This is a genomic window from Marinobacter mangrovi (assembly GCF_016798325.1).
GTDB classification, from domain to species: domain Bacteria; phylum Pseudomonadota; class Gammaproteobacteria; order Pseudomonadales; family Oleiphilaceae; genus Marinobacter_A; species Marinobacter_A mangrovi.
In genome coordinates this window covers 687272-713481 of record NZ_JAERVO010000002.1, presented here as the reverse complement: position 1 = coordinate 713481, position 26210 = coordinate 687272, and the positions used below count along the sequence as shown (strand labels likewise).

At 62.8% G+C, this 26210-nt stretch carries 18 protein-coding genes; 14 read left to right on the top strand and 4 right to left on the bottom strand.

The window, feature by feature from the left end:
* Positions 1-347 precede the first annotated feature (347 nt).
* Together JL474_RS09295 and JL474_RS09290 are read left to right on the top strand one after the other, a co-directional pair.
* Complete coding sequence (locus tag JL474_RS09295; protein ID WP_203141815.1) at positions 348-1361, top strand: response regulator; 1014 nt, start codon at positions 348-350, stop codon at positions 1359-1361.
* Positions 1362-1364: 3 nt separating this feature from the next.
* Positions 1365-2339: a sensor domain-containing diguanylate cyclase gene (locus JL474_RS09290; protein WP_203141814.1), complete on the top strand. Its 975-nt coding sequence runs from the start codon at positions 1365-1367 to the stop codon at positions 2337-2339.
* Here JL474_RS09290 and can read toward each other — a convergent pair.
* Together can and JL474_RS09280 are read right to left on the bottom strand one after the other, a co-directional pair.
* Positions 2325-2996, bottom strand: a complete 672-nt coding sequence (can, locus tag JL474_RS09285) for a carbonate dehydratase (protein WP_203141813.1) — start codon at positions 2994-2996, stop codon at positions 2325-2327. The two genes, JL474_RS09290 and can, sit on opposite strands and share 15 nt — an antisense overlap.
* A 181-nt stretch (positions 2997-3177) precedes the next feature.
* Positions 3178-8070, bottom strand: coding sequence for an NAD-glutamate dehydrogenase (locus tag JL474_RS09280; protein WP_203141812.1), 4893 nt, complete (start codon positions 8068-8070; stop codon positions 3178-3180).
* Positions 8071-8504: 434 nt separating this feature from the next.
* On the opposite strand from JL474_RS09280, the gene JL474_RS09275 reads away from it, so the two are divergent.
* From JL474_RS09275 to JL474_RS09250, 6 genes are read left to right on the top strand one after another with little or no spacing between them, the layout of a single operon-like run.
* Entirely contained in the window at positions 8505-9467 is a 963-nt protein-coding gene (locus JL474_RS09275; RefSeq protein WP_203141811.1) for an AAA family ATPase, read from the top strand.
* 4 nt (positions 9468-9471) lie between these two features.
* The gene (locus tag JL474_RS09270) at positions 9472-10407 is read left to right on the top strand and encodes a DUF58 domain-containing protein (protein WP_203141810.1); all 936 of its coding nucleotides are present in this window, start codon (positions 9472-9474) and stop codon (positions 10405-10407) included.
* A 22-nt stretch (positions 10408-10429) separates the two neighbouring features.
* The gene (locus JL474_RS09265) at positions 10430-10915 is read left to right on the top strand and encodes a DUF4381 domain-containing protein (protein WP_236012120.1); all 486 of its coding nucleotides are present in this window, start codon (positions 10430-10432) and stop codon (positions 10913-10915) included.
* On the top strand, positions 10909-11919 hold the full coding sequence (locus JL474_RS09260) for a VWA domain-containing protein (protein ID WP_203141809.1): 1011 nt from the start codon (positions 10909-10911) through the stop codon (positions 11917-11919). The genes JL474_RS09265 and JL474_RS09260 overlap by 7 nt, the downstream gene beginning before the upstream one ends.
* Complete coding sequence (locus JL474_RS09255) at positions 11912-13774, top strand: VWA domain-containing protein (protein ID WP_203141808.1); 1863 nt, start codon at positions 11912-11914, stop codon at positions 13772-13774. Before JL474_RS09260 ends, JL474_RS09255 begins: the two co-directional genes overlap by 8 nt.
* Complete coding sequence (locus tag JL474_RS09250; RefSeq protein ID WP_203141807.1) at positions 13768-15543, top strand: BatD family protein; 1776 nt, start codon at positions 13768-13770, stop codon at positions 15541-15543. Before JL474_RS09255 ends, JL474_RS09250 begins: the two co-directional genes overlap by 7 nt.
* An 88-nt stretch (positions 15544-15631) precedes the next feature.
* Here the strand turns inward: JL474_RS09250 and JL474_RS09245 are convergent, their stop codons facing one another.
* Positions 15632-17617 carry an SDR family oxidoreductase gene (locus JL474_RS09245; protein ID WP_203141806.1) on the bottom strand — a complete coding sequence of 662 codons (1986 nt, stop codon included), beginning with the start codon at positions 17615-17617 and terminating at the stop codon, positions 15632-15634.
* A 546-nt stretch (positions 17618-18163) separates the two neighbouring features.
* On the opposite strand from JL474_RS09245, the gene JL474_RS09240 reads away from it, so the two are divergent.
* Positions 18164-18463, top strand: a complete 300-nt coding sequence (locus tag JL474_RS09240) for a hypothetical protein (protein ID WP_123634943.1) — start codon at positions 18164-18166, stop codon at positions 18461-18463.
* A gap of 73 nt (positions 18464-18536) precedes the next feature.
* On the top strand, positions 18537-21356 hold the full coding sequence (locus tag JL474_RS09235; RefSeq protein WP_236012119.1) for an insulinase family protein: 2820 nt from the start codon (positions 18537-18539) through the stop codon (positions 21354-21356).
* 49 nt (positions 21357-21405) lie between these two features.
* Here the strand turns inward: JL474_RS09235 and mtnA are convergent, their stop codons facing one another.
* Positions 21406-22479, bottom strand: a complete 1074-nt coding sequence (gene mtnA / locus JL474_RS09230; RefSeq protein ID WP_203141804.1) for an S-methyl-5-thioribose-1-phosphate isomerase — start codon at positions 22477-22479, stop codon at positions 21406-21408.
* 158 nt (positions 22480-22637) lie between these two features.
* On the opposite strand from mtnA, the gene JL474_RS09225 reads away from it, so the two are divergent.
* From JL474_RS09225 to JL474_RS09210, 4 genes are read left to right on the top strand one after another with little or no spacing between them, the layout of a single operon-like run.
* A complete protein-coding gene (locus JL474_RS09225; protein ID WP_203141803.1) occupies positions 22638-23969 on the top strand; it encodes a TRZ/ATZ family hydrolase in 1332 nt (443 codons plus the stop codon).
* 40 nt (positions 23970-24009) lie between these two features.
* Entirely contained in the window at positions 24010-24735 is a 726-nt protein-coding gene (gene ubiG / locus JL474_RS09220; protein WP_203141802.1) for a bifunctional 2-polyprenyl-6-hydroxyphenol methylase/3-demethylubiquinol 3-O-methyltransferase UbiG, read from the top strand.
* Positions 24732-25412, top strand: coding sequence for an HAD family hydrolase (locus JL474_RS09215; RefSeq protein WP_203141801.1), 681 nt, complete (start codon positions 24732-24734; stop codon positions 25410-25412). Before ubiG ends, JL474_RS09215 begins: the two co-directional genes overlap by 4 nt.
* 32 nt (positions 25413-25444) lie before the next feature.
* The gene (locus tag JL474_RS09210; RefSeq protein ID WP_203141800.1) at positions 25445-26188 is read left to right on the top strand and encodes a YciK family oxidoreductase; all 744 of its coding nucleotides are present in this window, start codon (positions 25445-25447) and stop codon (positions 26186-26188) included.
* Positions 26189-26210 lie beyond the last annotated feature (22 nt).

The window sequence follows — 26210 nt, the reverse complement described above, 5'->3', positions numbered from 1 at the left end:
CGCGTTGTTTTTGTTATCCGGTACGGCGTCCCCTTGAGGGGTTCCGGTATCGCAGCCACAGCATTTTTAGGAGCCCTTCAGGGGCCCGTTATTATTTGCTTGCGTGACGACTATAGGTGGGCATTTCGGTCATTTAAGTGAGACCTGTCACATTAGGCCACGCAATCGCCGCCGGTCATTCCAAACTGTGATTGAGGTCTTACAACAAATTACATTCTGTTCATCAAAATGCGCGGCGAATGCGTTAGTTTTGCGGGAATGATTCAGCGGGCCTATGACGACGGAGTGCCATACGCGACCTGTGAGTGACTGCTAGACTTCTTACACACGTCAATGAGTTATACGGCATGAGTTACCGCGTCCTGATCTGTGACGACTCCTCCATGGCCCGCAAGCAAATGGCCCGCGCCCTGCCCGAAGGCTGGGCGGCCGATGTGCGTTTTGCCGAACACGGCGAAGCCGCCCTGGAGATCATCCGCGAAGGCGACTGCGACGTCCTGTTCCTGGACCTGAACATGCCGGTGCTCGACGGCTACGGGGTGCTGGAGGCGATTGCCGGCGAGGATTTGCCGGTGATGACGCTGGTGGTGTCCGGCGATATCCAGCCCGAAGCCCGCAAGCGGGTGCTCAAACTCGGCGCCATGGATTTCATCCGCAAGCCCACCGATCCGGAGAAGATCACCGAGATCCTGGGCACCTACGGCCTGTACAGCGAGGCCGACTCGGCGGAGCCGGCCCCGTCGCCCAGCCCACAACCCTTGCCCGACGGCACTCTGGATCTCAACGCCTACCTGCAGGAAATGTCCAACGTGGCCATGGGCCAGGCGGCGGACCTGCTGGCGCGCCTGCTGGATGTGTTCATCAAACTGCCGGTACCGCGGGTGGCCACGCTGGCGCAGAGCGAGCTGATCATGGCGCTGGGTGCCGCCGGCGAGCGCGACAGTTATTCCGCCGTGTGCCAGGGGTTCAACGGCGCCGGCGTGGCGGGCGAAGCCCTTTTGCTCTTTTCGGATGCCAGTTTCGATGACATGGCCCGGCTGCTGGGTTACGAGGCCGACAATCGCAACGCCCTCGAACTGGAAGTGCTGATGGATCTGTCCAGCATCCTGTTCGGGGCCTTTATCAAGGGGCTGGGCGATCAACTGGACCTGCACTTTGGCCTCAGCCACCCCACGGTGCTGGGTCAGCATCGTCAGGTCAGCGACCTGCTGGAATACCACGAGGCCCGGGATCAACAGCTGCTCAGCATCGAGATCAACTACGCCATTGAGGACTACAACGTGATGTGCGATCTGCTGATCCTGCTGACGGCAGACTCGATCCCCCAGCTTCAACAAGCCATCGACTACCTGACGGAGTAACCCATGGCGATCAACCAGGACGACATGCTCGAATTCCACTGGCTGATGGACATGCTGGAAACCGTCGAGGTGGGCCTGATCGTGCTCGACGCCGAGTTCCGGGTGCACGTGTGGAACGGCTTTATGGAAAACCACAGCGGCGTAACCGCGTCGCGCATCAAGGACCAGAGCCTGTTCGATTTTTTCCCGGATCTGCCCGAGCCGTGGCTGCGACGTAAGGTGAAGTCCGTGCGCATGCTCAAGACCCGGGCCTTCACCACCTGGGAGCAGCGCCCCTACCTGTTCCATTTCCGGAACACCCGGCCGATCACCGGCACTGCGCCCTACATGTACCAGAACCTGACCATCAGTCCGCTCACCAGCGCCGACGGCGAGGTGCGCATGGTGTGCCTGATGGTCTACGACGTGACGGACATGGCCGGCGGCAAGCTGGCGCTGGAACAGGCCAACGAGCAGCTGTTGCGCCTGAGCGAAACGGACCGCCTGACTGGCCTGCTCAACCGGGGCACCTGGGAGAGCCTGCTACAGGCGGACTACGAGCGCTGCCGGCGCTACGGCAACGATTCGGTACTGGTGATGTTCGACATCGATCACTTCAAATCGGTGAACGACACCTACGGCCATGTGGCGGGTGATGAGGTGATTCGCCGGACCTCCGACGTGTTGCGGTCCAACCTGCGTCATGCGGATCTGGCGGGGCGTTACGGCGGGGAGGAGTTTGCCATCGTGTTGCCGGAGACGACCGTCGATGGTGCGGTGGCGTTGTGCGAGCGTATTCGGCAGACGATCGAATCGTCACCGGTGGACACCGGCACGGCGCGGATCAGTTACACGATCAGTCTGGGCGTGGCGCCGATCACCGACGACACCGAGACCCCGACGCAATGGATCGAGCGGGCCGATGCCGCCCTCTACGAAGCGAAAGAGGGCGGCCGAAATCAGACCTGCGTTACGGACGTGCCGTCACGCGCTGAGTGAACGAACCGGCCGGTCGACCAGTCCCTTCACGGCTTTGTCGTAGATCTCTTCACGCTCATCGTTGTTGGTGATGCACAGCCCCAGGTCACGCAGCAGGCCGTCGGCCACGTCATACACCCAGGCATGCACCGACAGGTCCTGGCCGCGGGCCCAGGCGTCCTGGACGATGGTAGTCTGGCACACGTGGCGCACCTGTTCGATGGCGTTCAGTTCGCACAGGCGATCGATCTGGTCCTGTTCGCTGGGCAGCTTTTCCAGCACCGGCCTGAACTGGTCGCGAACGTCCTGAATGTGGCGTAGCCAGTTGTTGATCAGGCCCAGTCCCTGGTCTTTCAGCGCCGCCTTCACGCCGCCGCAGCCGTAGTGGCCGACCACCATGATGTGCTTGACCTTGAGCACTTCCACCGCGAACTGGATGACCGACAGGCAGTTGAAGTCGGTATGCACCACCACGTTGGCCACGTTGCGGTGAACGAACACGTCACCCGGCATCAGGTTCATGATCTGGTTCGCCGGCACACGGCTGTCGGCACAGCCGATCCAGAGATATTCCGGGGACTGCTGGTTGGACAGACGCTCGAAGAATTGCGGATCTTCTTCCTTGATCTTCTCTGCCCAGTCACGGTTACTTTCAAAGATATGATTAAGCCGTCGCATGTTTTCCTTCTCTGGTTGGGGAGCCGCTGCCCTGCGCGGTCGGCGGTGACCGGTGAGGTTCAGAGGATCCAGTAGAGCCCATCAGTGGCCGGGATGTTGCGGGAGGGTGCCCCACCCCGGCCATCAAACCAGCGCCGGTCGGGTACCGGCGCACAAATTGAACGGGATATGCCCGTCAAGTTCAACCCATTGGGCTGGCCGTTGCCTCCAGCGGCGTGTGGATCGACGACTGTGCCAGATCCAGCAACTCCCGCAGGGCAACGGAGAACATCGCGTACTCCGGCTCCCGGGTGCTGCGCAGTTCGGAGAGCATCGTTTGCCACCGATCGACCATCGGCTTGTGGCGTTCGATCCAGTCGTCGATGGCGGCACTGACGTCCCCGTCCTTGCCGCTGATGCGCAACACGCCGGTAGTCAGCGCACGTTGCTGCCAGTCCAGGTCCTCGCGGAAGCTTTCCCGCGCCAGGGCTTCCCAATGGGAAGACGGCGAGAGTTTGGCGACCGCACCGGCGAACCAGTTGAGGTCCAGCCGCTCGCCCAGGCTGTAGTACAGGTTGGCCACCTGCTTGAGCGGCACCTGCGTGGTCTCGTGGGCTTCGATGATGCCCAGCGCCGCGTACAGGTAAGAAGTACCGGCCACCACGGCCGCCACATCCTCCGGAACCGACTTCTTGACCAACGCGTCGTAATGCTCGCGCCACTCCTCGCCGGACTGTTGCCCCAGGTAATCCGGCAACTGGGCAATGATATCCGATAGCGACTTGGCAAACCGGTCCACATGGGACTGGATGTTGAGCTCGCTGCGACGGTTGCGCAGCAACCAGCGAACGGCCCGGCGCACCAAGCGAATCAGCTCGTTCATCAGTTCCAGTTGCAGGGAGGCCGGCACTTTGTTGTCCAGCGCCTCGATCTTGTTCCACCACTCGTCGATGCGGAACACGTCCCGGGCGATGAGCCACGCCATGGCGATGGCCGACACGGACGCGCCGGTGGACTTGGCCAGCCGGTCGACGAAGGTGATGCCCATGTGGTTGACCATGTCGTTGGCGATCTGGGTGGCGATGATCTCGCGGCGCAGTTGGTGCTCGCCCAGTTCCTTGCCGAATTTCTTGATCAGCGCGTCCGGGAACACCTTGTTCATTTCCTTGGCCAGGGACGGCTCGTCCGGCAGGTCGCTCTCGGTGAGCAGCTGCTTGAGATCGCCCTTCACGTAGGAAATCAGCACCGACAGCTCCGGCCGGGTGAGGCCTTTCTTGTCGAGCTTGCGCTCGGCCAGGGTGTCCTCGTCCGGCAGGAATTCCAGCTCGCGGTTGAGCTTTCCTTCCGACTCCAGGGTAATCATCAGCCGGCGGTACTCTTCCAGCCGGGTGGTGGTATCGGTGTTGGCGATACTCAGCGCCTGGGTCTGGCGGTAGTTGTTGAGCAGCACCAGCTCGGAGACGTCGTCGGTCATCTTCTCGAGCATGTTGTTGCGCTGCTTCTCGGTCAGGTCGCCATTGGCCACCACGCGGTTGAGCAGGATCTTCATGTTCACTTCGTGGTCGGAGCAGTCCACCCCGCCGGCGTTGTCGATGAAGTCCGTATTCAGGCGGCCGCCGTTGAGACCGAACTCGATGCGGCTGAGCTGGGTCATGCCCAGGTTGCCGCCCTCGCCCACGACCTTGACCCGCAGTTCCTTGCCGTTGACCCGCAGGCCGTCGTTGGCCTTGTCACCCACATCGCTGTGGGTCTCCTTCGAGCCCTTCACGTAGGTGCCGATGCCGCCGAACCACAGCAGGTCCGCCTGGGCCTTGAGGATGTGGCTGATCAGCATGTTGGGCGGCACGCGGTCCGACTTGATGTTGAACAGCTTCTTCATTTCCGCGCTGACCGGGATCGACTTGGCGCTGCGGTTGAACACGCCACCGCCCTTGGAGATCAGGTCGGCGTTGTAGTCGGTCCAGGCGGAACGCGGCAGTTCGAACAGGCGCTTGCGCTCCTCGAAGCTCTTCTTGGGATCCGGTGACGGGTCCACAAAGATGTGCATGTGGTTGAACGCCGCAATCAGCTTGGCGTGATCGGACCGCAGCAGGCCGTTGCCGAACACGTCCCCGGCCATGTCGCCGATCCCGATCACGGTGAAGTCGTCCGTCGCCGGGTTGATGCCCAGTTCGCGGAAGTGACGCTCCACGGACACCCAGGCGCCCTTGGCGGTGATGCCCATCTTCTTGTGGTCGTAACCCTGGCTGCCGCCGGACGCGAAAGCGTCACCGAGCCAGAAGTCGTATTCCTTCGACAGGCCGTTGGCGATGTCAGAGAAGGTGGCGGTGCCCTTGTCGGCCGCGACGACCAGATAGTGGTCATCCTCGTCGTGGCGCACCACGTTCTGCGGTGGGCGGATGGCGCCGTCAATCAGGTTGTCCGTGACATCCAGCAGGCCGCGCACGAAGGTCTTGTAGGCCTCGATACCCTCACGCTGGAAGGCGTCGCGATCGCCGCCGTCCGGCAGTTGCTTGGCGACGAAGCCGCCCTTGGCCCCCACCGGCACGATGACCGCGTTCTTGACCTGCTGGGCCTTCACCAGCCCCAGGATCTCGGTGCGGTAGTCCTCGAAGCGATCCGACCAGCGCAGGCCGCCGCGAGCCACCTTGCCGCCGCGCAGGTGTACACCTTCCACCCGCGGCGAGTAGACGTAGATCTCGAACATGGGCATGGGCAGCGGCATGTCCGGGATCTCGGACGGACGGAACTTGTAGCTGATGTACGGCTTGTGGTTGCCGTCGGCGTCCGCCTGGAAGTAGTTGGTGCGCTGGGTGGCCTTCATCAGGTCCAGGTACAGGCGCAGGACGCGGTCCTCACTGAGGTTTTCCACGTCGTCCAGGCCGGCGTTGAACTCCAGCTCCAGCTTCTGCTGGGCCGCAGCGCTCTTGCCGGCACTCTGGTTGCGCTCGGGATCGAACCGCACGGCAAAGAAGTCGAGCAGGTTCTGCGCCAGGCCGACGTGGTTGACCAGCGTGTTGGAAATGAACGTCTGACTGTTGGAGATGCGGATCTGGCGCATGTAGCGCGCGTAGGACCGCAGCATCGCGATCTGCCGCCAGTCCAGGTAGCAGGCCAGGATCAGGCGGTTGAAGTTGTCGTTCTCCGCCTCGCCGTACCAGACCCGGCGGAACAGGTCTTCGAAGATCGGCCGGATGCGGTGGATATCGACGATCTTGCCGGTGTAGGCCTGCAGCGAGAAGTCGTGGATCCACACCGAACGACCGTTACGGTCCACCACCTCAAAGGGGTGTTCGCCCAGCACCCGGAAGCCGAGATTATGGAAAATCGGCAGTACGTCGGAGAGCGGCAACTGCTCGTCGGGCGCAAACAGCTTGAAGTGAACGGTGCTCTCTTCCTCTTCCAGAGCGCGGTAGAAACTCATTTCCAGCTGGGAGCTGTTCGCCGCGTCGACGATGTGCTCCAGGTCGATCGCCGCCCGGCGTGGTGAGAACTTGTCCCGGTAGCTGCCGGGGAAGGCGTTGCGGTAGAGACGGATCAGCTCGTTGCCGCGCTCCTCGCCGTGGGTCTCATGCAAGGCGTCGGACAGGCCGTCGCGCCAGGACTGCGCCAGGGCGATCACCTGCTCCTGAATGTCGTGGACCGGCAGTTGCCGGTTTTCCACCTGCGGCACGCGGATGGTGAACTGGACTCGGGCCAGCACCGATTCGGAGAAGTGGGTGACGAACTCGATGTCTTCGGCGCCCAGGCGTTCCATCAACACCTGTTCCACGTTCAGACGCAGCTCGGTGTTGTAGATGTCCCGCGGGAAGAACGCCAGGCAGGTGACGAACTGACCGTACACGTCCTCGCGCATGAACACCTTGATCATGCGGCGTTCCTGAATGTAGAGGATGTCCAACGCCACCCGGTACAGCTCGTCCGCTTCGATCTGGAAGAGTTCATCGCGGGGGTAGACCGTCAGGATCTGGTCCAGCTCCTTGCCGGCGTAGTCGTCCCGCAGAAAGCCGGAGCGCTTGATCACTTCGGTGATCTTGCGGCGCAGCAGTGGGATCTGGTCAGGGCGCTCCTGGTAGACGTGGGAGGTGTACAGGCCGAGGAAACGGCGTTCACCGATCACCTCGCCCTTGGCGTTGAATTTCTTCACCGCGATGTAGTCGGGATAGGCCGGCCGATGCACTCGTGAACGCTGGGCCGACTTGGCGAAGATGAAGATGTCGTCGGTGCGGGTCATCTCGGTGCGGGTGCGCTGGGGCAGCTCTTCCAGCCGGACTTTGACCGGCCGTTCGTTGTGGACCCGCAGGATGCCCATCTCGGAATTCGGCACCTGGGTGACCAGCATGCCGCCCTTCTCTTTGACGAAGTCGTATTCGTCGTAGCCCAGGAAGGTGAAGTGATCGTCCGCCAGCCATTCCAGGAAACGGTGTGCTTCCTTGATATCGTCGTTGCTGATCTTGGCCTTGCAGTTGTCCAGCTCTTTCAGGATCTCGGCGGACTTGGCCTTCATGGCCGGGAAGTCGTCCACGGCGATGCGCACTTCCTGCAGCACCTGCTGCAGCTCGTCTTCCAGACCGCGCAGCTCTTCCGGGTCGCTGTGCCGGTCGATCTCCAGCACGATCATCGCCTCGTAACTGGTCTTCGCCTTACTCGCCTTGCTGTCCCGGTCGTGGAGTTTCTTGAGCTTGCCGTTGCGGTCGCGCTCCACCTGGAGGATCGCGTGGTAGAGCGTGTGGGTTCCGATTTCGCGCTGGTTGATGGCGATGCGGATCGAGTCAATCAGGAACGGGATGTTCGGGTGGAGGATAAAGATAACGGAGTGGGTCGACTGCCAGCCGTCGCTTTCCAGGTCCGGGTTGAACACCGCCACCGGTGAATCCGCTGCCGCGCGGTTCTGGATGAACTTCCAGGCGGCGAGCACGGAACCGTAGACATCGGCAAACCGGCGGGCCAGGAGTTCATCAAGCGGCAGGTGGGATAAATGTTGAACTGCAAATTCACTGATCTTCTTCGCTTCGGTCTTGTTGATCTTTTCGGCAAAGGCTTCGGCCAGCAAGTCATGGAACTGGTCCTTGCTGGTCACCGTCAGCGCGTTCATGTGCTACCCCAACTTTCTGAATGAATGTTAATAAACAAATCCAGTGGAGACCTGTCACAGACTGGGTTCCACTACCGGGTCATGACAGGCAGCTGGCTTACTCCACTAGCATAGTCAAACCCTTGATTTTTGCTGGTAGGTTACAAACACTGGTCGCTTACAGCGATTGTGGTCAATACGGACCCCGGACTGGTTTGCAACCTAAGCACCCTACGAATCGTTCATGACGACCCCGGGGTGCTTTTCGTCCGATGCGGTCCGAAACAGAAAAATGGCAGGGAGTGGTTGAAAAAGATCAGACGGCGATTGCGGGATACATGACGCGCAGCAAGGAATGTCCACCTGATGGGCAGATCTAATGGAAACACTGTGCAACACTGCAACTCGCCACAGCATGGGCTTTTTCAACAGCTCCGAAACAAACGGAAGGATCAATGTCGTTACAGCGTATATTCGGGGATCTGCGATCCCAATTAGCGAAAAGGATCATAGGGCAGGAAAAGCTGGTGGACCGGCTGCTGATTGCCCTGCTCGCCGACGGCCACCTGCTGGTGGAAGGCGCCCCGGGTCTGGCCAAGACCACCGCCATCAAGACCCTGTCCGACCACATCGAAGGGGACTTTCACCGCATCCAGTTCACGCCCGATTTGTTGCCCTCGGACGTGACCGGCTCTGAAATCTACCGCGCCGAGACCGGCCTGTTCGAATTCCAGAAAGGGCCGATCTTCCACAATCTGGTGCTGGCCGATGAAATCAACCGGGCGCCGGCCAAGGTGCAATCCGCCCTGCTGGAAGCCATGGGCGAACGCCAGGTCAGCGTGGGCATGAAAACCTTCCCGCTGGACCGCCTGTTCCTGGTCATGGCCACCCAGAACCCGATCGAGCAGGAAGGCACCTATCCCCTGCCCGAGGCGCAGCTGGACCGGTTCCTGATGCACGTCACCATCGACTACCCGGATGCGGGCGCCGAGCGAGACATCCTCCACCTGGCGCGGCGCGATTACCAACAGGGCATCGCACCGACGGACCTGCGCCTGCGTGCCGATGACATCTTCCAGGCCCGCCTGGACGCCAGCGAACTGTACATGGCGGAGGCGGTCGAGGATTACCTGGTGGCGCTGGTGCTGGCCACCCGCCAGCCGGACACGCTGGACGCCGATCTGGCCCGCTGGATCGCTTTCGGTGCCAGTCCGCGCGGCACCATTGCGCTGGACCGCTGCGCCCGCGCCAAGGCCTGGCTGGACGGCCGGGACTTCGTCAGCCCGGACGACGTGCGTGCGATCGCATTCGACGTACTGCGCCATCGCGTGCTGCTGACTTTCGAAGCCGAGGCCGATGGGATCACGCCGGACGACGTTATCCAGCGCCTGATCGATCGGGTACCGGTGGCCGCCTGACACCATGCCGGACGCCTCTCCACTGATTCGCATTGACCTGCCGGAGCTGATCCGCCTGCAGGCGGACGCCCGTGCCCTGCGTCTGCCCGGCACGCGACCGGTCACCGTACGCCAGGCCGGCGTCAACCGCTCGCGGCAGAAAGGCCGCGGCATGGTGTTCTCGGAAGTGCGGCTCTACCAGCCCGGCGATGACATCCGCAGCATCGACTGGCGGGTAACCGCGCGCCGGCAACAGCCGCACACCAAACTCTACGAAGAGGAACGGGAACGCCCGCTGCTGATCCTGTGCGATCTGGGCGACTCGCTGTATTTCGGCAGCGAAGGTGCCTACAAGCGCGTGCGTGCGGCGCAGGTGGCCGGGCTGATTGCCTGGCTGGGCCTGTTTGCAGGCGACCAGGTGGGTGGCATCGTCTTCTCCGACCGACAGTGCGACGTACTGCGACCGGCCCGCCGCCGACGCGCCGTGGTGCGCCTGCTGGACAGTCTGGTGCAGCGCCAGGACGACCACACCGGCCGCTCGGGCCAAAGCGCGACCGGGAGTAAACTGGATGAAGCGTTGCGTGAGGCACGTCGTATCGCCCACACCGGCAGCCGTGTTTTCATCATCAGCGACTTTATTAACCTGTCGCCCGAGACTCCGGCGCTGATTGCGCAACTGGCCCGGCACAATACGATCAGCGCCCTGCGCATCATCGATCCGCTGGAGCAGGCGCTGCCGGAACGGGGCCGCTTTGCGGTGGCCGGACCGGACGGGCCGCTCTGGTTTGATGCCGGGAATGCCGCCTTCCGCGAGGCCTTCCAGGCGAAAGTGGCGGAACACGAATACCAGGTGGACCGCTGCTTCAGTCTGGCCGGTGTCAAAGCCGTCCCGATCTACACCGGGCAGCAGCCGGCGCAGGTCCTGAAAACCGTGCTCGGCCCGCGGGGCCGACTGGGATAAGCACAACGGTCACAACAACAGCATGACACAGGCAGTACAACAACCCATGAACCAGGGCGATCCTCTCGCACAACTGCGGGACATCCACCTGCCCGAGCCCGGCGGCTTCTGGCCGCCCGCGCCCGGCTGGTGGGTTCTTGCCGCGCTGGTGCTGATTCTGGTGGCGGCCGTCCTCTGGTGGGTCTGGCGCCGGCACCGGCGCAACCGCTGGATTCACGACGCCAAACAGGAATTGGCCCGGCTCAGCGCCTCTGCCCGGTCCGACAACGACTGGTTTACCGAGCTCAATGCCCTGCTCAAACGCTGCGCCCGCCAGCGCTACCCGGACCAGCATCCGGATGCCCTGAGCGGGTCGCAGTGGACCGATTTTCTCGCCCGCACCGAACCGACGCTGGAGCGCCAGCAGGTGGAAGCCCTGGTAAACGCCGCCTGGCGCCCGTCACCGGGCATCGAACCGGACCAGGCCCGGGCGCTGGCTGAACGCTGGCTGGGAGGGCAGAAATGCTGAGTTTTGCCTATCCCTGGCTGTTGCTGCTGGTGCTGCTACCGCTGCTGTGGTGGCGGCGTCGCAAGACCGATGCCGATCAGGTGGCCGCGCCGGCCATCCCCGTGGGGCACTGGCTGGCGGACCTGCCCGGCGTCAGCCGCAGCGGCAATGCCCGCAGCCTGTGGCAGAAGGTGGTACTGCTGGTGGCGTGGATGCTGCTGGTCGCTGCCCTCGCCCGACCCCAGTACATCGGCGAAGGCGTCAACCTGCCGGTCACCGGTCGCGACCTGCTGATGGCGGTGGACATCTCACCCAGTATGGAAGAGGAGGACATGATCGTGGGCCAGCGCCAGGTGAACCGGCTGACGGCGGTCAAGAACGTCCTTGATGAATTCATCAAGCGCCGGGAAGGCGATCGCCTCGGGCTGCTGTTGTTCGGTACCCAGCCTTACATCCAGGCGCCGTTATCCTTCGACCACGAGACCATCCAGACGCTGTTGCAGGAAGCGCAGCTGGGCATGGCGGGCCGGGCCACGGCGATTGGCGACGCCATCGGTCTGGCGGTGAAACGCCTGCGGGACCGCCCCCAGGAGCAGCGGGTGCTGATCCTGCTTACCGACGGCGCCAACACCGCCGGCGAAGTCAGCCCCGACAAGGCCGCCGAAATCGCCGCAGCCGCCGGCGTGCGCATCTACACCATCGGCATTGGTGCTGAAGCCATGTTGCAACGCGGCTTCCTGGGTACCCGCAAGATCAACCCGTCCCGGGATCTGGACGAAGACCTGCTCAAGCGCATTGCCAGCCAGACCGGCGGCCAGTATTTCCGCGCCCGCAGCACCCCGGAGCTGGAATCCATCTACGAAACCATCAACAAACTGGAGCCGATCGAACTGGAAGGCAAACAGTATCGCCCCACCATCGACCTGTTCTACTGGCCGGCGGGCCTGGCCGTGGCCCTGCTGTTGATCGGTCAATTGCTGTCCCACGTGCGCCGGCGTGACGTTCCGGAGGTGAGTCATGGCTGACTTCCACTTCGTGCGGCCGCTCTGGTTACTGCTCCTGGTGCTGCTGCCCCTGATTCCCTTCCTGCTGCGTTTCCAGGGTGAAGGTCAGAGCGGTTGGGCCCGGGTGATCCCCGAGGCGCTGCTGCGGCCGCTGCTGGGCGAAGCGGTGGAGCAGAACGCTCGCCGTAAACGCCCGGGCATTATCCTCGGCACCTTGGTGATCGCCTGTGCCCTGGCCCTGTCCGGCCCCAGCTGGCGCGAGGCACCCACGCCCCTGATGCAGGAAAACGACAGCCTGGTGGTGGTGCTGGACCTGTCCCTGTCGATGCTGGCCCAGGATGTGGATCCGGACCGGCTGACCCAGGCCAAGCGCAAGATCCGCGACATTTTGGCCCAGCGCGGGAGCAGCTTCACGGCGCTGGTGGTCTATTCTGGCGATGCCCATGTGGTCACGCCGCTGACCGATGACGGCCGCACCATCGAGAGCCTGCTGGATGTGATCGATCCCTTCATGATGCCCGCCAGCGGTAACCGCGCCGACCTGGGCGTGGAAGAGGCGGAACAACTGCTCGAACAGGGCGCGCCCGGCAAAGGCCGCATCCTGCTGGTCACCGACGCGCTGCGCGCCAGCGACTACCAGTCCATCCGCGAAACCCTGCAGGGTTCGCCCTACAGCCTCAGTACCCTGGTGGTGGGCACCCGAGAAGGCGGCCCGATACCGCTGCCCAAGCGCGGCTTTATCCGGGACGGCGACCACGTGGTGATCGCCAAGGCTCAGCCGGATCGACTCGCCCAGCTGGCAAGCGCCACGGGCGGTCTCAGTTCGCCGGTCACGCTGGACGATGACGATATCCGCACCCTGGAACTGCGCTCGCAGGACAGCGACGACTGGCAGGAAAGCAAGCGCGACCTGACCGTCAAACGCTGGAAGGACGACGGCTACTGGCTGCTGTGGCTGGCTGCGCCGCTGGCCCTCATTGCCTGGCGCCGCGGCGCCCTGCTGTTGATTCCTCTGGTGCTGCTGCCGCTGATGCCACAGCCCGCCCAGGCCATGGACTGGGACGACTGGTGGAGCCGCCCGGACCAGCGTGCCGAGGAGCTGATCCAGAAGGACCCGGCGGTCGCCGCCGATAAGCTGGACGACAGCGACTGGAAAGGTTCCGCCCTCTATCGGGCCGGCGACTACGACCGTGCCGCCGATGCCTTCGCCAAGGCGGATTCAGCGGATGCCCAGTACAACCGCGGCAACGCCCTCGCCCGCAAGGGCAACCTCAAGGACGCCCTGGCCGCCTACGACAAGGCGCTTGAGAAAAATCCGGACAACCAGGACGCCCGGTTCAACCGCGACCTGGTGAAGAAACTGCTGGAGCAACAGCAAAAACAGCAGCAAAAGCAGAATCAACAGAACCAGCAGAAACAGGACAACAAGTCGTCGGACCAGAAGCAGAAACAGCAGGGCCAGTCCGGTCAGGGTCAGCAGAACAAGCCCAACCAGGACCCGTCCTCTTCGCAACAACAGCAGAACAGCCAGCAGGGGCAGAACCCGTCCCAGCAGGACCAGAACGCCGACCAGGGCAAGCAGGGAGAGCAGAATCAATCCCAGCAGCAATCTGGCCAACAAAAACAGGACGATCAGCAATCCCAACGCCAGTCCGCCCAGCAACAGGGGCAGTCCGGCGAGAAATCCGGCCAGGAAGCCCAGGCCGAGCCCCAGCCTGCCGACAAGGCCGGCGATGAAAAGCAACTGACCCAGAGCCAGGAACAATGGCTTCGGCGGATACCGGACGACCCGTCCGGCCTGATGCGCCGCAAATTCCTTTACCAATACCGTGAGCGCGGCAACCAGCAACAAATGGAAGGCGATACACCATGGTAAATCACGTCCGGCAGATGCTCCTGCTGATCCTGATGGCCCTTGTCACGACCCACACCTGGGCGGACGAGAAAGGAACGCTCGACGTTCACGTGGATCGGAAGACCCTGCACGAGAATCAGACCCTGACGTTAACGGTCAAGGGCGAGATGCCGTTCTCCATGGATCTGGACATGCTGTTCAACATCGGCGATCTGGAGCTGCCCTCCCCCGAAGAGGATGCGCTGAAAGAGAACTTCGAGATTCTCAGCAAGCACCAGAAGTACAGCCTGCGCTCGGTCAACGGCGACGCCACGGCCATCGTCACCTGGATCTACGAACTGGCGCCGAAGAAAACGGGGCAGTTGGAAATCCCCTCGCTGAAATTCCGTGAGGCCCATTCCAACCCCGTGACCATCACTGTCGAGCCCGGTGATGCCCCCGCGCCGGACGGTACCGCCCGCCCCGCCTTTGTCGAGGTGGAAACGGACAAGGATTCGGTTTACGTGCAGGAGCAACTGATCCTGACCGTGCGCCTGTTCTACCGGGGCAACCTGATCCGCGGCGACCTGAGCCAGCCGGATCAGGGGGATGCGATCGTCGAATCCATGGGCGAACAGCAGGAATACGCCCGGGTCCGCAACAACGTACGTTATCGCGTGGTGGAACGGCGCTACGCCATCTACCCGCAGTCGGCCGGCACGCTGACCATCGACGGCATCAAGTTCAACGGACAGGCCCGGGACGACACCGGCAACCTCACCTTCCTGCGGGATGCGGCCGACCCGCTCGAGATTCCGGTCAAGGGGATTCCCGCCAGCTTCACCGGCGACACCTGGCTGCCGGCCAGCAGCCTGGAACTGTCCCAGGACTGGAGCGATCCCAGCAGCACCCTCAAGGCCGGCAAGAGCGTGACCCGGACACTGACCCTGAACGCCCTGGGCCTGCTGGGTTCCGCGCTGCCGCCACTCAAGGTCGAGTACCCGGACGCCGTGCGCAGCTACCCGGACAAGCCGGACCTGAAATCCAACGTGGACAACCGCACAGTCACCTCCTCGCGCACCGAGAGCACGGCGCTGGTGGCGGTCAAACCGGGCAAGATCACCCTGCCGGAAGTCCGGGTGCCCTGGTGGGACACCGTGAACGACAAGGAGCGCGTCGCCGTGATCCCGGCCCGCACGGTGACCATCACCGACAGCGCCGGCGTGGCCGCAACCCCGCCTGCCGCCAAGAACTCGCCGTCTGCGCCGGACAAGGCCGAGCCGGTCGTTGCCAAAACCCGGGACACATCGATGGCCGAGTCGCCACAGCCCCTGCACTCACCGCTGGATAACACCTGGCTGTGGCTCGCTGTCGCGTTGGGCACCGGTTGGGCGCTGACGGTCCTGTTCTGGTGGCTCAACCGCCGACGCGCGACGGATCCTTCCGGGGAAAGTGGTCCACAAGGTGATCCGGCGGAAGCGGCGCTTTATGCGGATCTGGAAAAAGCCGCCCGCGCCGGCGAAGCCCAAACGCTCAGTCTGCTGCCACGGTGGGCCCGCCAACGATTCGGCAACCAGCATCTGCGCAGCGCCGGCGATGTGGTTCGCTTCAGCACCGACGAAACCCTGGCGGAAGAGCTGGAGAAGCTGCAGGAACGGCTCTACGGCGGCAAGGCGTCCGAGACCCACTGGCAACCCGAGCCCCTGCTCAAGGCCCTCCAGCGGCTGCGCGATCGCCCCCAGCGACAGGCCGCGCCGGGACTGGCACCGCTGTATCCGTCGAGCCTGAAAGCGGGCAGCGCTAACACCTGAACGGGAGCGGCCCGCCTGACCGGGCGTTTCCATCGCCCATAAAAAAACCGGAGGCCACGCCTCCGGTTTTTTTGTTGCCCGGCAAAACCTACCAGTAAATCCCGCGCATGATGGCCGCGAACGCCACCTGCTCGGTCGATACCTTGGGTTTCTCACCGCTGCGCGAACCGGAGGCGGCGGCGGAATCCGGGAACATGCGGTAGCCGGTGTTCATCACGATTTCACCCAGCTTCGGCGCCAATGCGTGCAGCACCTGGGCAAAGGTGCCCAGACGGGTAGCGATGCGCTTGGGACGGTATATGATCGCTTCCGCGACCATATCGGCCGCCTCGTCCGGAGTCAGGGTCGGCACCTGATCGTAGATTTTCGTCGGCGCGATCATGGGTGTTTTCACCAGCGGCATGTTGATGGTGGTGAAGGTTACGTTACGATCCGACCACTCCGCCGCGGCACAGCGACTGAACGCATCCAGCGCGGACTTCGATGCCACGTAGGCCGAAAACCGCGGCGCGTTGGTCAGCACACCAATGGACGAAATATTCACGATGTGGCCGCGACGCTGCTCCAGCATCTTCGGTGCGAAGCCCATAATCAGGCGGACCGATCCGAAGTAGTTGAGCTGCATGGTGCGCTCGAAATCATGGAAACGATCAAACGCCAGGTCCAGCGAACGGCGGATCGAGCGACCGGCGTTGTTGACCAGCACATCCACCTGACCGTGATTGTCCAGTACGGTGCTGATAAAGCGGTCACACTCCTCCATGTCGGAGAAGTCGCACTGGTAAGCGTGCACGCTGGCCCCACGGGATTCCAGCTCGGCCGCCACCTCTTTCAGGCGCTCGGGTTTACGCGCACCGATCACCAGGATCGCACCAGCGTCCGCCAGCTTCTGGGCCGTGGCCAGACCAATCCCGGATGTGGCGCCGGTGATGACGCAGACGCGACCTTCCACGGTGCCTTTGAGAGTACGGTCCTTGAACAGGTCCGGATCCAGATGCCGCTCCCAGAAGTCCCATACTACCGGCGCGTAATCCGTCAGGCGCGGCACTTCGATGCCAGTGCCCTTCAGCACGCGCTCGGTCTCACGGGCGTCGAACCGGGTCGGGTAATTCACGAACGACAGCACCGACGGCGGAATGCCCATGTCGTCCAGCACCGCACTGGTGATGCGTTTCACCGGCGGCAGGTTCTTCAGGCTCTGGCGGATAAACGGCGGCACGAAGCCGAACATGCGGCTGTCGATCCGCATCGCCATACGCGGCGCGTGACCGGCCTCGCAGAAGATGTTGAGAATCTCGCCCACTTTGTAAGGGTCGGAATCCACCAGATGGAAGCAGTTGCCGTCCTCGCCATCCAGGTGGGCAATGTGATCCAGCGCGGCCACGACGAAATCGACCGGCACGATGTTGAGCCGACCGCCTTCGATACCAATGGTCGGCATCCACTGCGGCAGCGCCGAGCGGATTTTCTGGATCATCTTGAAGAAGTAATAGGGGCCGTCGACCTTGTCCATCTCACCGGTCTTTGAATGGCCGATGACCATACCCGGACGGTAGATGCGGAAAGGCACCGTGCACTCGTAGCGCACCACCCGTTCGCTGTCGTGTTTGGTCTTGAGGTAGGGGTGATCGAGCTTCTCGGCCTCCTCGAACATGTCCTCACGGAAGGTGCCCTTGAACAGGCCGGCTGCCGCAATGGAAGACACGTGGTGGAAGCAACCGGCATCCATGGCCGAAGCCGCGGCGATGGCCTGGTGTGTGCCGTCGATGTTGGCCGCGCGCTGGGACTCCTCGTCCGCGCCCATGTCGTATACCGCTGCCAGGTGGAAGAAGTGGCGGATGTGCCCCTTCAGCGACTTGAGCACGTCGCCATCAATGCCCAACTGCGGTTTGGTGAGATCGCCCACCACCGGCCTGATCCGTGTCTCGTCGACGCCGCAGCGCTCACGCAGCCGGTCGACTTTTTCCAGTGACTCCTCGCGTACGAGCAGGTGCACGGTACCGCCTCGTGCGAGCAGCTTCTCTACCAGGAACCGCCCAATGAATCCGGTTCCACCCGTCAGGAAATAGTCCATAGTTTGCCCATCCACTTATTGCTTTTATTTGGAATCCACCACCCTCAACGTCCGCTGACGGCTGCAGGCCTGTGGTCGCCTGCGTGTCTCGATCAGCATCGCTGCGGGGACAGCTGGAGGACTCCCTCTCCATGATCCGCCGTGGCGTGCGTACCCCGGCGAGATCGGTCGCATTGTACGCAATTGTTTTTTGCAAGTATTGTACTTTATTAGAGCTTTTACTCCGTGTAATTTACTGTTTTTGCTAGATTAATTACTCTAAATTCTTGAGAGGGATCTGGGGCAGGTACACCTCCCGGGCCCAGGGCGACGGGACGTAACAGCGCATTCGGGACACCTCTCAAATGAGCCTAGCACAGCGTCCACCAGGCGCATCGCGCCCGGGCACTGAATTTGATTTGGGTCGCACCCCTTTCACAACTGTGCGCGGGCTTGCGGACCATGCACAATGGACCAGCCAGGCCTCGCAGAATTCCCTGCGCAGACGGGACACAATGATGTTGCAATGACATAATCCGCGACCTTTGAACTTTTCGGGAGCACACCATGTCTGAGAAAAACGCCCATTCCGAGCGCTATATCAAAATCGCCCGGGCCTGCCTGAAGGCCATCAACGATTCCGGCACCAGCGGCGAGAGTCGGGAAGAAAAGATCCAGAAGGTCTACGACGCCATCGACGACGCCTTTCAGGCCGAGTTCAGCGATTACCGTCAGTCCCTGGCGGTCATGGGGTCGGTGCTCGAGCGGATCGCTTCCGGCGAACTCAGCGGCGAGTCGGCCTCGGAATTGGCCCGTAAAACCCTGGCGGGTTCCGGCCACAATGTCGCGAACCGGCCCATCCACTAAGCATTGATTGTCAGGCGATCATGCCCCAGCGTGGTCGCCCCACTATTTTGAACTTGGGAAAAGGAGTGTTGTGTTGATCGGCCACAGGTCCCCGTTTCGTTTACTGGTCCTCCTGCTGTTTGTCACCCTGCCCCACCTGGCGCTCGCCGCGACGACGCCGATCAAGAGCCCCAATGACGACAGCCAATACCGCTACCTGGAGCTGGATAACGGCCTGCAAGTGCTCCTGATTTCCGATCCGGATGCGGACAAGGGAGCGGCCGCCATGAACGTGGCCGTGGGCAGCGGCAATGACCCGGAAAATCGCCAGGGTCTCGCCCACTTCCTGGAGCACATGCTCTTCCTGGGCACCCAGAAATACCCCAAACCGGGTGAATACCAGCAGTTCATCACCAGCCACGGCGGCAGCCACAACGCGTTCACGGCGTTCCGGGACACCAACTTCTTTTTCGACATCCAGGCCGATTCGCTGGAGCCGGCGCTGGACCGCTTTGCCCAGCAGTTCTCCGCGCCGCTGTTTACCGCCGATCTGGTAGAACGTGAAAAGCACGCCGTGAATTCCGAGTATTCGTCCAAACTGAAAGACGACGGACGCCGCTATTTCTCGGCCGAGAAAGCCATCTACAATCCGGAACACCCCTCCAGCCGGTTTGCCGTCGGCAGCCTGGATACCCTGGCCGATCGCCCGAATGACCCGGTCCGGGAAGATCTGGTGAATTTCTGGAAGACCCACTACTCCGCCAACCTGATGACCCTGGTGGTCTACGGCAAACAGTCCCTGGATAACCTGGAAAAGATGGTTCGCCCGCGTTTCTCAGCGATCGAAAACCGCCACCTGGAAAAGACCGATTACAGCGCTCCGTTGTTCAAACCGGGTTTCCTGCCGGCCTTTATGCAGGTCCAGTCCCTGAAAGACGTGCGCCAGCTGGATCTCTCTTTCCCGATGCAGTCGATGGAAGAAGACTACGCGGACAAACCGGCGGGCTATGTCGCCAACCTGATTGGTCATGAGGGCCAGGGCAGCCTCCTCAACGTGCTGAAAAATGCCGGGCTGGCCGACAGCCTTTCCGCCGGGCAGGGCCAGGATGACGGCCACCAGACCAGCTTCAACATCAGCATGTCGCTGACGCCGAAAGGGGCGGACAACTGGAAAACGGTGGTTGCGCTGACGTTCGACTACATCGACAAGATCCGCAAGGACGGCATCCAGAAGACCTACTACGACGAACTGCGGCAGCTCTCGGACATTGGCTTCCGCTTCCAGGAGAAGTCGTCGCCGATCCACAAGGTCAGCTCGCTGGCCATGCAGCTCCAGCGCGTGGCGCCGAAAGACGTGCTGCAGGCGCCCTACATGATGCAGGACTACACGCCCGAGAAATACCGGGACGTGCTCAAGCGACTGACGCCGGACAACGCGCTGATCTCCCTGATGACGCCGAAGGCCTTGCCGGACGATGCGCCCAAAACAACGTGGTACAACACGCCCTACCAGGTGCAGTCGTTCAACGCCGCGGATCTGGACGACGCGCCCAAGGATCTGGTCGCCCAGCTCGGTTTGCCGGCCCCCAACCCGTTCATCCCGGAGAATTTTGCCATGGTGGATGGCAAGACCATGGACCACCCCATTGCCCTTTCCGGCTCGGGTGCGCCAAAGGTCTGGTACGCGCGTGACAAGCGCTTCGGCGCGCCCAAGGCCGATGTGTATTTGAGCCTGCGCTCGCCCCTGACCCGGGATTCCGCGCGTGGTCAGGTGCTGACCAGCCTGTTGGTGGACAGCATCAAGGACAACCTGAACGCGTACGCCTACCCGGCCCAGCTTGCCGGCCTGGATTACGCCGTCTACAACCACCTGCGGGGCATCACCCTGCGCGTAAGCGGCTACGACGACAAGCTGCACGTGCTGCTGCGTCGCATCATGAACCAGGTGGCGCATCCGGACATCGACGCCCAGCGTTTCCAGATCAACCGGGAACAGCTGATCGATGACCTGCGCAACCAGAAGAAGAGCAAGCCGGTCCAGCAGGCGGCGATGAAGCTGCAGAGTGCCCTGATCGAAGGCGCCTGGTCGGTGGATGACAAGCTGGCTGCGGCCAATGCGGTCACACTTTCCGACCTGCGCGAATTCGCCCGTCAGTTCCTGGCGGAAGTGGATCCGGTGATGCTCGCCCACGGCAACCTGACCGAAGCCGCGGCCATGAACCTGCAGCGTCAGGCCAACGCCATCCTGTTCAGCGACAGCACCATCGACGACGTGCCCCGCAGCGGCGTTCGTCAACTGCCCAAGGGCGAGCTGTCAGTGAACCTGCAGGTCGACCACCCGGACACCGGCTATGCGCTGTATCTGCAGGGCGACTCGACGGATTTCGACGAGCGGGCCCGCTTCAGCGTTCTGGCGCAGATTATCGGCGCCCCCTTCTATGAGAGCCTGCGCACCCAGCAGCAGTTGGGCTACATCGTCTCCGCGTCGTCCTTCGAGATGCTGGAGGTCCCGGCCCTGGGCTTCATGATCCAGTCGCCCAAGGCCAGCGCCGCCGCCATCGACCAGGCGGTCAGCGATTTCCTGAAAGGTTTCGACAAGACGCTCGCCGACTTGAACAAGGCCGACCTGGAGCGGGAAAAACAGGCCGTCCTGAGCCAGCTGCTGGCGCAGGATCGTCGTTTGAGCGAGGTATCCGAGCGTTACTGGCAGGAGATCGACCGGGGCGAGTTCGATTTCGACAGCCGTGAGCAACTGGCCAAGGCCATCCGCAACGTCACCCTCGACGACGTGCTCAAGACCTACCGCCAGACCATCGAACCACGACTGCACAGTCTGCGCGTGTCCACCGGCGCTGAGAAAAAGGCCGATGACAGCGCCCTCGCCCAGCTGCGCAGCGCGCCGTTCGTTTACTGAAAGCCCTCTCGACCAGCCCGGCGGTAAGGCCGGGCTGGTAACACGTCCTTTAGCGGCTGCCGAACATCGCCGTCATTCGTTCCGCATCCGGCTTCTCGATGACCCCTTTCTCCGTCACGATGGCGTCAATCAGTTCCGCCGGCGTCACATCGAAGACCGGGTTGTAGACCGGCACCTTTCCCGGCGCAATCGACACACCACGCACGGACCGGACTTCGGTACCGTCCCGCTCTTCAATGGGAATGTCCGCGCCGGAATGCAGCGCCATGTCCACCGTGCTGGAAGGCGCCACCACCATGAAGCGCACCCCGTGATGGCGCGCCAGGATCGCCAGGCTGTAGGTGCCGATCTTGTTGGCGACGTCGCCGTTGGCGGTAATCCGGTCCGCCCCGACGATCACCCAGCGAACCTCCCCCTGGCGCAGGATCTGGGCGGCGGCGCTGTCGGCATTCAACGTGACAGGGATGCCTTCCTGTTGCAGCTCCCAGGCCGTCAGGCGGCTTCCCTGTAACCAGGGCCGGGTCTCGTCGGCGTAAACCCGCGTGAGCCGATCCGCGTGCCAGAGGCTGCGCACCACCCCCAGTGCCGTGCCGTAGCCACCGGTGGCCAACGCGCCGGTATTGCAGTGGGTCAGCACGGCAAACGGCGACTCTTCCATAATGGACAGCGCGTGGCGCCCCATCAGCCGGTTGGCGGCCACATCCTCGGCGTGGATGGCCTCGGCTTCGCCGGTCAGGCTGGCAATCGCTTCATCCGGTGCCTGGCAGGCGTGCAGCCGGGTCTTCATCCGCTCCAGCGCCCAGAACAGGTTGACGGCGGTGGGCCGGGAGGCGGCCAGGACATCGATCGCCTCGCCAATCGCGCCTTTCCAGTCGTCCTTCACCCGTGCCCGGATCGCCGCCAGCACCACGCCGTAGGCCGCGCTGATCCCAATGGCCGGTGCGCCACGAACCACCATGTCCCGGATGGCATCGGCAACACCGTGGGGGTCCTGGTAAGTCAGCCAGATTTCCTGGTCTGGCAGCAGGCGCTGGTCGAGCAACGCCAGGTGGTCGCCGTGCCAGAGAATGGCCAGGGTGCCGAGGCTGTCCGGGCCGGGCGTCTGTGGGGTATTGTCAGTCATGAAAAAGCGTCCTGAAATTGGGGGCTTACTGGCACGGATTATAACGCTTCAGGGCCGCCCGAAGCACCCGGGTTGCTGGTTCCACCGGGCGGACGTCGCTATACTGGCGAGCATACCGGCCCGCGCCGACATTCCATGGAAACCCAACCAGGACAGGCATGACCGCAGACACCATTACCGCTGTCGATACCCGCATCAACGCACGCTGGATTATCCCGGTGGTTCCCGCCGGCACGGTCCTCAACCATCACGCGCTGCTGATCCAGGGCGGGCGTATTGAAGCCATCGTGCCGCAGGACGAAGCCGACCGTCGCTTTCACGCCCGGGAAGCCCTCGATCTCAACGATCATGTGCTGCTGCCGGGGCTGGTCAATGCCCACGGGCACGCCGCCATGTCGCTGATGCGCGGGCTGGCCGATGACCTGCCGCTGATGACCTGGCTGAACGACCACATCTGGCCCGCCGAAGCCAAGTTCATCAGCGACGACTTCATTGCCGACGGCACGCGACTGGCGATTGCGGAAATGCTGCGCACCGGCACCACCTGTTTCTCGGACATGTACTTCTTTCCGGAGGTCGCCGCCCAGGTGTCGACCGACGTGGGCATTCGCAGCCAGATCTGCTTCCCGGTCCTCGATTTCCCCACGGCCTGGGGCGATGGCCCGGACACCTACCTGAAAAAAGGCGCGGACCTGATCGACCAGTGGGGCGATCACAGTCATACCCGGATCGCCATCGGGCCCCATGCGCCCTACACCGTCTCCGACGGCCCGCTGAAGGACATTGTCAGCCTGGCCGCGGACAAGCAGGCGGCCATCCAGATTCACCTGCACGAAACCGCGTTCGAAGTCGCCGACGCCATCGAGAAATCCGGCACACGCCCGACCCAGCGCCTGGCGGATCTGGGCCTGCTGTCCTCCAGCACCCAGTGCGTTCACATGACGCAGGTGGACGGCAGCGACCTGACATTAATGGCGGAGAGCGGCGCCCACGTGGTGCATTGCCCTGAATCCAACCTGAAACTGGCCAGCGGCTTCTGCCCGGTGGACAAGCTTCAGAAAGCGGGCGTGAACGTGGCCATTGGTACTGACGGCGCTGCCAGCAACAACGATCTGGATCTGTTCGGCGAAGTCAGCACGGCCGCGCTGCTGGCCAAGGCCGTGGCCGAGGACGCCGCGGCCCTGTCCGCCCACGATGCGCTGGCCATGGCCACCATCAATGGCGCCCGGGCACTGGGCCGGGAACAGGACATCGGCTCGCTGGAAGCCGGCAAACTGGCGGATGTGATCGCCATCGACCTGAGTGATCCATTCAACCAGCCGATTTACGACCCGGCCTCGCACCTCATCTATAGCCGCCATGGCCGCCAACTGAGCCACAGCTGGATCGGTGGCGTACCTCAGGTGCAGGACGGCATCCTGACGCGCATCGACGTGCCGGACCTGATGCTGCGGGTCGACCATTGGGCGCAACGCATTCGCCAGGGCTGATCCCCTGACTCGTTATTGTTTTCTCACAGGAAAGACACGAATGAGTGGTAACAACGTAGACCGCAACGAGATTGCCAAGTTTGAGGCACTGGCCAGCCGCTGGTGGGATCCCAACAGCGAGTTCAAGCCGCTGCACGACATCAACCCGCTGCGCCTGAACTACATCGACGAGCGCGCGCCCCTGCCCGGCCGCAAAGTGCTGGACGTGGGCTGCGGCGGCGGCCTGCTCAGTGAAGGCATGGCCCAGCGCGGTGCGCACGTCACCGGGATCGACATGGGTGAGGCACCGCTCTCCGTCGCCCGCCTGCATGGTCTCGAATCCGGGATCGAAGTGGACTACCAGCAGATTCCCATCGAAACCCTGGCAGAGGATCCGGCGCACATCGGCCAGTACGACGCCATCACCTGCCTGGAAATGCTGGAACACGTGCCGGAACCGGCCTCGATTATCCAGGCCTGTGCCAAGCTGCTGCGTCCGGGCGGTGACCTGTTCGTCTCCACCATCAACCGCAATCCCAAGTCGTTCCTGTTTGCCATCGTGGGCGCGGAATACGTGCTCAACATGCTGCCCAAAGGAACGCACGAGTGGCGCAAGTTCATCCGGCCTTCAGAGATGTCCGACTTCCTGCGCCACGCCGGCTTCGAGGTGAAGGACCTGACCGGCATGACCTTCAATCCGATCACCAAGATCTACAAGCTGGGCCGTGACGTGGACGTCAACTACCTGATGCACGCCAAGCTGGACGACGGGAGCGAGCCGGCGTGAAGCGACCGCGCGCCGTCCTGTTTGATCTGGATGGGACCCTGATCGACACAGCGCCGGATTTCATTCGCTGCCTGAACGCCGTGCGCGAACGCTACAAGCTGCCCCACCTGCCCGAGCCCGAAATCCGCGAAGCGGTGTCCGACGGCGCCCGGGCCATGATTCACGTGGGCTTTGGGTTGACCCCCGAAGATGAGGACTATTTCGATCGGCACAGCGAATTCCTCGATCTCTACGAAAGCGAGATCGCCGTGGAAACCAAACTGTTTCCCGGTATGGCCGACCTGCTGACCTGGCTGGAAGAAAACCGCATTGCCTGGGGCATCGTTACCAACAAACCGCGCCGCTTCAGCGTCCCGCTGCTTCACGCGCTGGATCTTCACGACCGCTGCGACGCCCTGGTCTGCCCGGACGACGTGGATCAGCGCAAGCCCCACCCCGAGTCCCTGTTCCTGGCCAGTGAGCTGCTGCACATCCCGGCCGCCGACTGCCTCTATGTCGGTGACCATGTGCGCGATATCGAGGCCGGGCGTCGGGCCGGCATGACCACGGTGGCCGCCCGCTATGGTTATATCCGCCACCCTGGCGAAATCCCCGGCTGGCAGGCGGATTTTGTCATCGATTCCGCCGGGCAACTGCTGGCCATGCTGCAGAACCGGTACACTGGAAAGGAAGCCTGAGGGAATCAGGCCCGGATCAAGGAGCGCAGACCATGCAAGATTACAAGGCACCTGCCGACCTACTGAAAGGTCGCATTATCCTGGTCACCGGCGCTGGTGACGGCATCGGCCGATGCGCCGCCAAGACCTACGCCGCCCACGGGGCGACCGTTATCCTGCTGGGCCGCACCATCAGCAAGCTGGAATCGGTCTATGACGAGATCGAAGCCGCCGGCCACCCGCAACCCGCCATTGTCCCCATGAACCTGGAAGGCGCGGCGGTGAAGGATTACGAGGAGATGGCCATGACCATCGAGGAATCCTTTGGTCAGGTGGACGGCATCCTGCACAACGCCGGCCTGTTGGGCCAGCGCACGCCGATTGAACACTACGATCCGGAAATCTGGGAGCAAGTCATGCGGGTGAACGTCACGGCGCCCTTTCTGCTGTCCCGCGCCCTGATTCCGGCCATGCGCAAATCCGACGATGCCTCCATTGTTTTCGTCTCCTCCAGTGTGGGGCGCAAGGCGCGGGCCTACTGGGGCGCCTATTCGGTGTCCAAGTTTGCATTGGAAGGACTGAGCCAACTGCTGGCCGACGAACTCGACGACGAACGCCACAATGTGCGGGTGAACAGCCTCAACCCCGGCGCCACTCGCACCAACATGCGGGCCCACGCCTACCCGGCCGAGAACCCGGACAGTAACCCGACGCCGGAAGACATCATGCCGATGTTCCTCTACCTGATGGGGCCGGACAGCCACGGCGTGACCGGCCAGCAGCTCGACGCGCGGTAACCCCATGAGCCAGGACGCGCTT

Bases quoted from the DNA above. Each gene is read 5' to 3' on its own strand.
- JL474_RS09295 (WP_203141815.1), top strand. From the start codon at position 348: ATGAGTTACCGCGTCCTGATCTGTGACGACTCCTCCATGGCCCGCAAG.
- JL474_RS09290 (WP_203141814.1), top strand. From the start codon at position 1,365: ATGGCGATCAACCAGGACGACATGCTCGAATTCCACTGGCTGATGGAC.
- can (WP_203141813.1), bottom strand. From the start codon at position 2,996: ATGCGACGGCTTAATCATATCTTTGAAAGTAACCGTGACTGGGCAGAG.
- JL474_RS09280 (WP_203141812.1), bottom strand. From the start codon at position 8,070: ATGAACGCGCTGACGGTGACCAGCAAGGACCAGTTCCATGACTTGCTG.
- JL474_RS09275 (WP_203141811.1), top strand. From the start codon at position 8,505: ATGTCGTTACAGCGTATATTCGGGGATCTGCGATCCCAATTAGCGAAA.
- JL474_RS09270 (WP_203141810.1), top strand. From the start codon at position 9,472: ATGCCGGACGCCTCTCCACTGATTCGCATTGACCTGCCGGAGCTGATC.
- JL474_RS09265 (WP_236012120.1), top strand. From the start codon at position 10,430: ATGACACAGGCAGTACAACAACCCATGAACCAGGGCGATCCTCTCGCA.
- JL474_RS09260 (WP_203141809.1), top strand. From the start codon at position 10,909: ATGCTGAGTTTTGCCTATCCCTGGCTGTTGCTGCTGGTGCTGCTACCG.
- JL474_RS09255 (WP_203141808.1), top strand. From the start codon at position 11,912: ATGGCTGACTTCCACTTCGTGCGGCCGCTCTGGTTACTGCTCCTGGTG.
- JL474_RS09250 (WP_203141807.1), top strand. From the start codon at position 13,768: ATGGTAAATCACGTCCGGCAGATGCTCCTGCTGATCCTGATGGCCCTT.
- JL474_RS09245 (WP_203141806.1), bottom strand. From the start codon at position 17,617: ATGGACTATTTCCTGACGGGTGGAACCGGATTCATTGGGCGGTTCCTG.
- JL474_RS09240 (WP_123634943.1), top strand. From the start codon at position 18,164: ATGTCTGAGAAAAACGCCCATTCCGAGCGCTATATCAAAATCGCCCGG.
- mtnA (WP_203141804.1), bottom strand. From the start codon at position 22,479: ATGACTGACAATACCCCACAGACGCCCGGCCCGGACAGCCTCGGCACC.
- JL474_RS09225 (WP_203141803.1), top strand. From the start codon at position 22,638: ATGACCGCAGACACCATTACCGCTGTCGATACCCGCATCAACGCACGC.
- ubiG (WP_203141802.1), top strand. From the start codon at position 24,010: ATGAGTGGTAACAACGTAGACCGCAACGAGATTGCCAAGTTTGAGGCA.
- JL474_RS09210 (WP_203141800.1), top strand. From the start codon at position 25,445: ATGCAAGATTACAAGGCACCTGCCGACCTACTGAAAGGTCGCATTATC.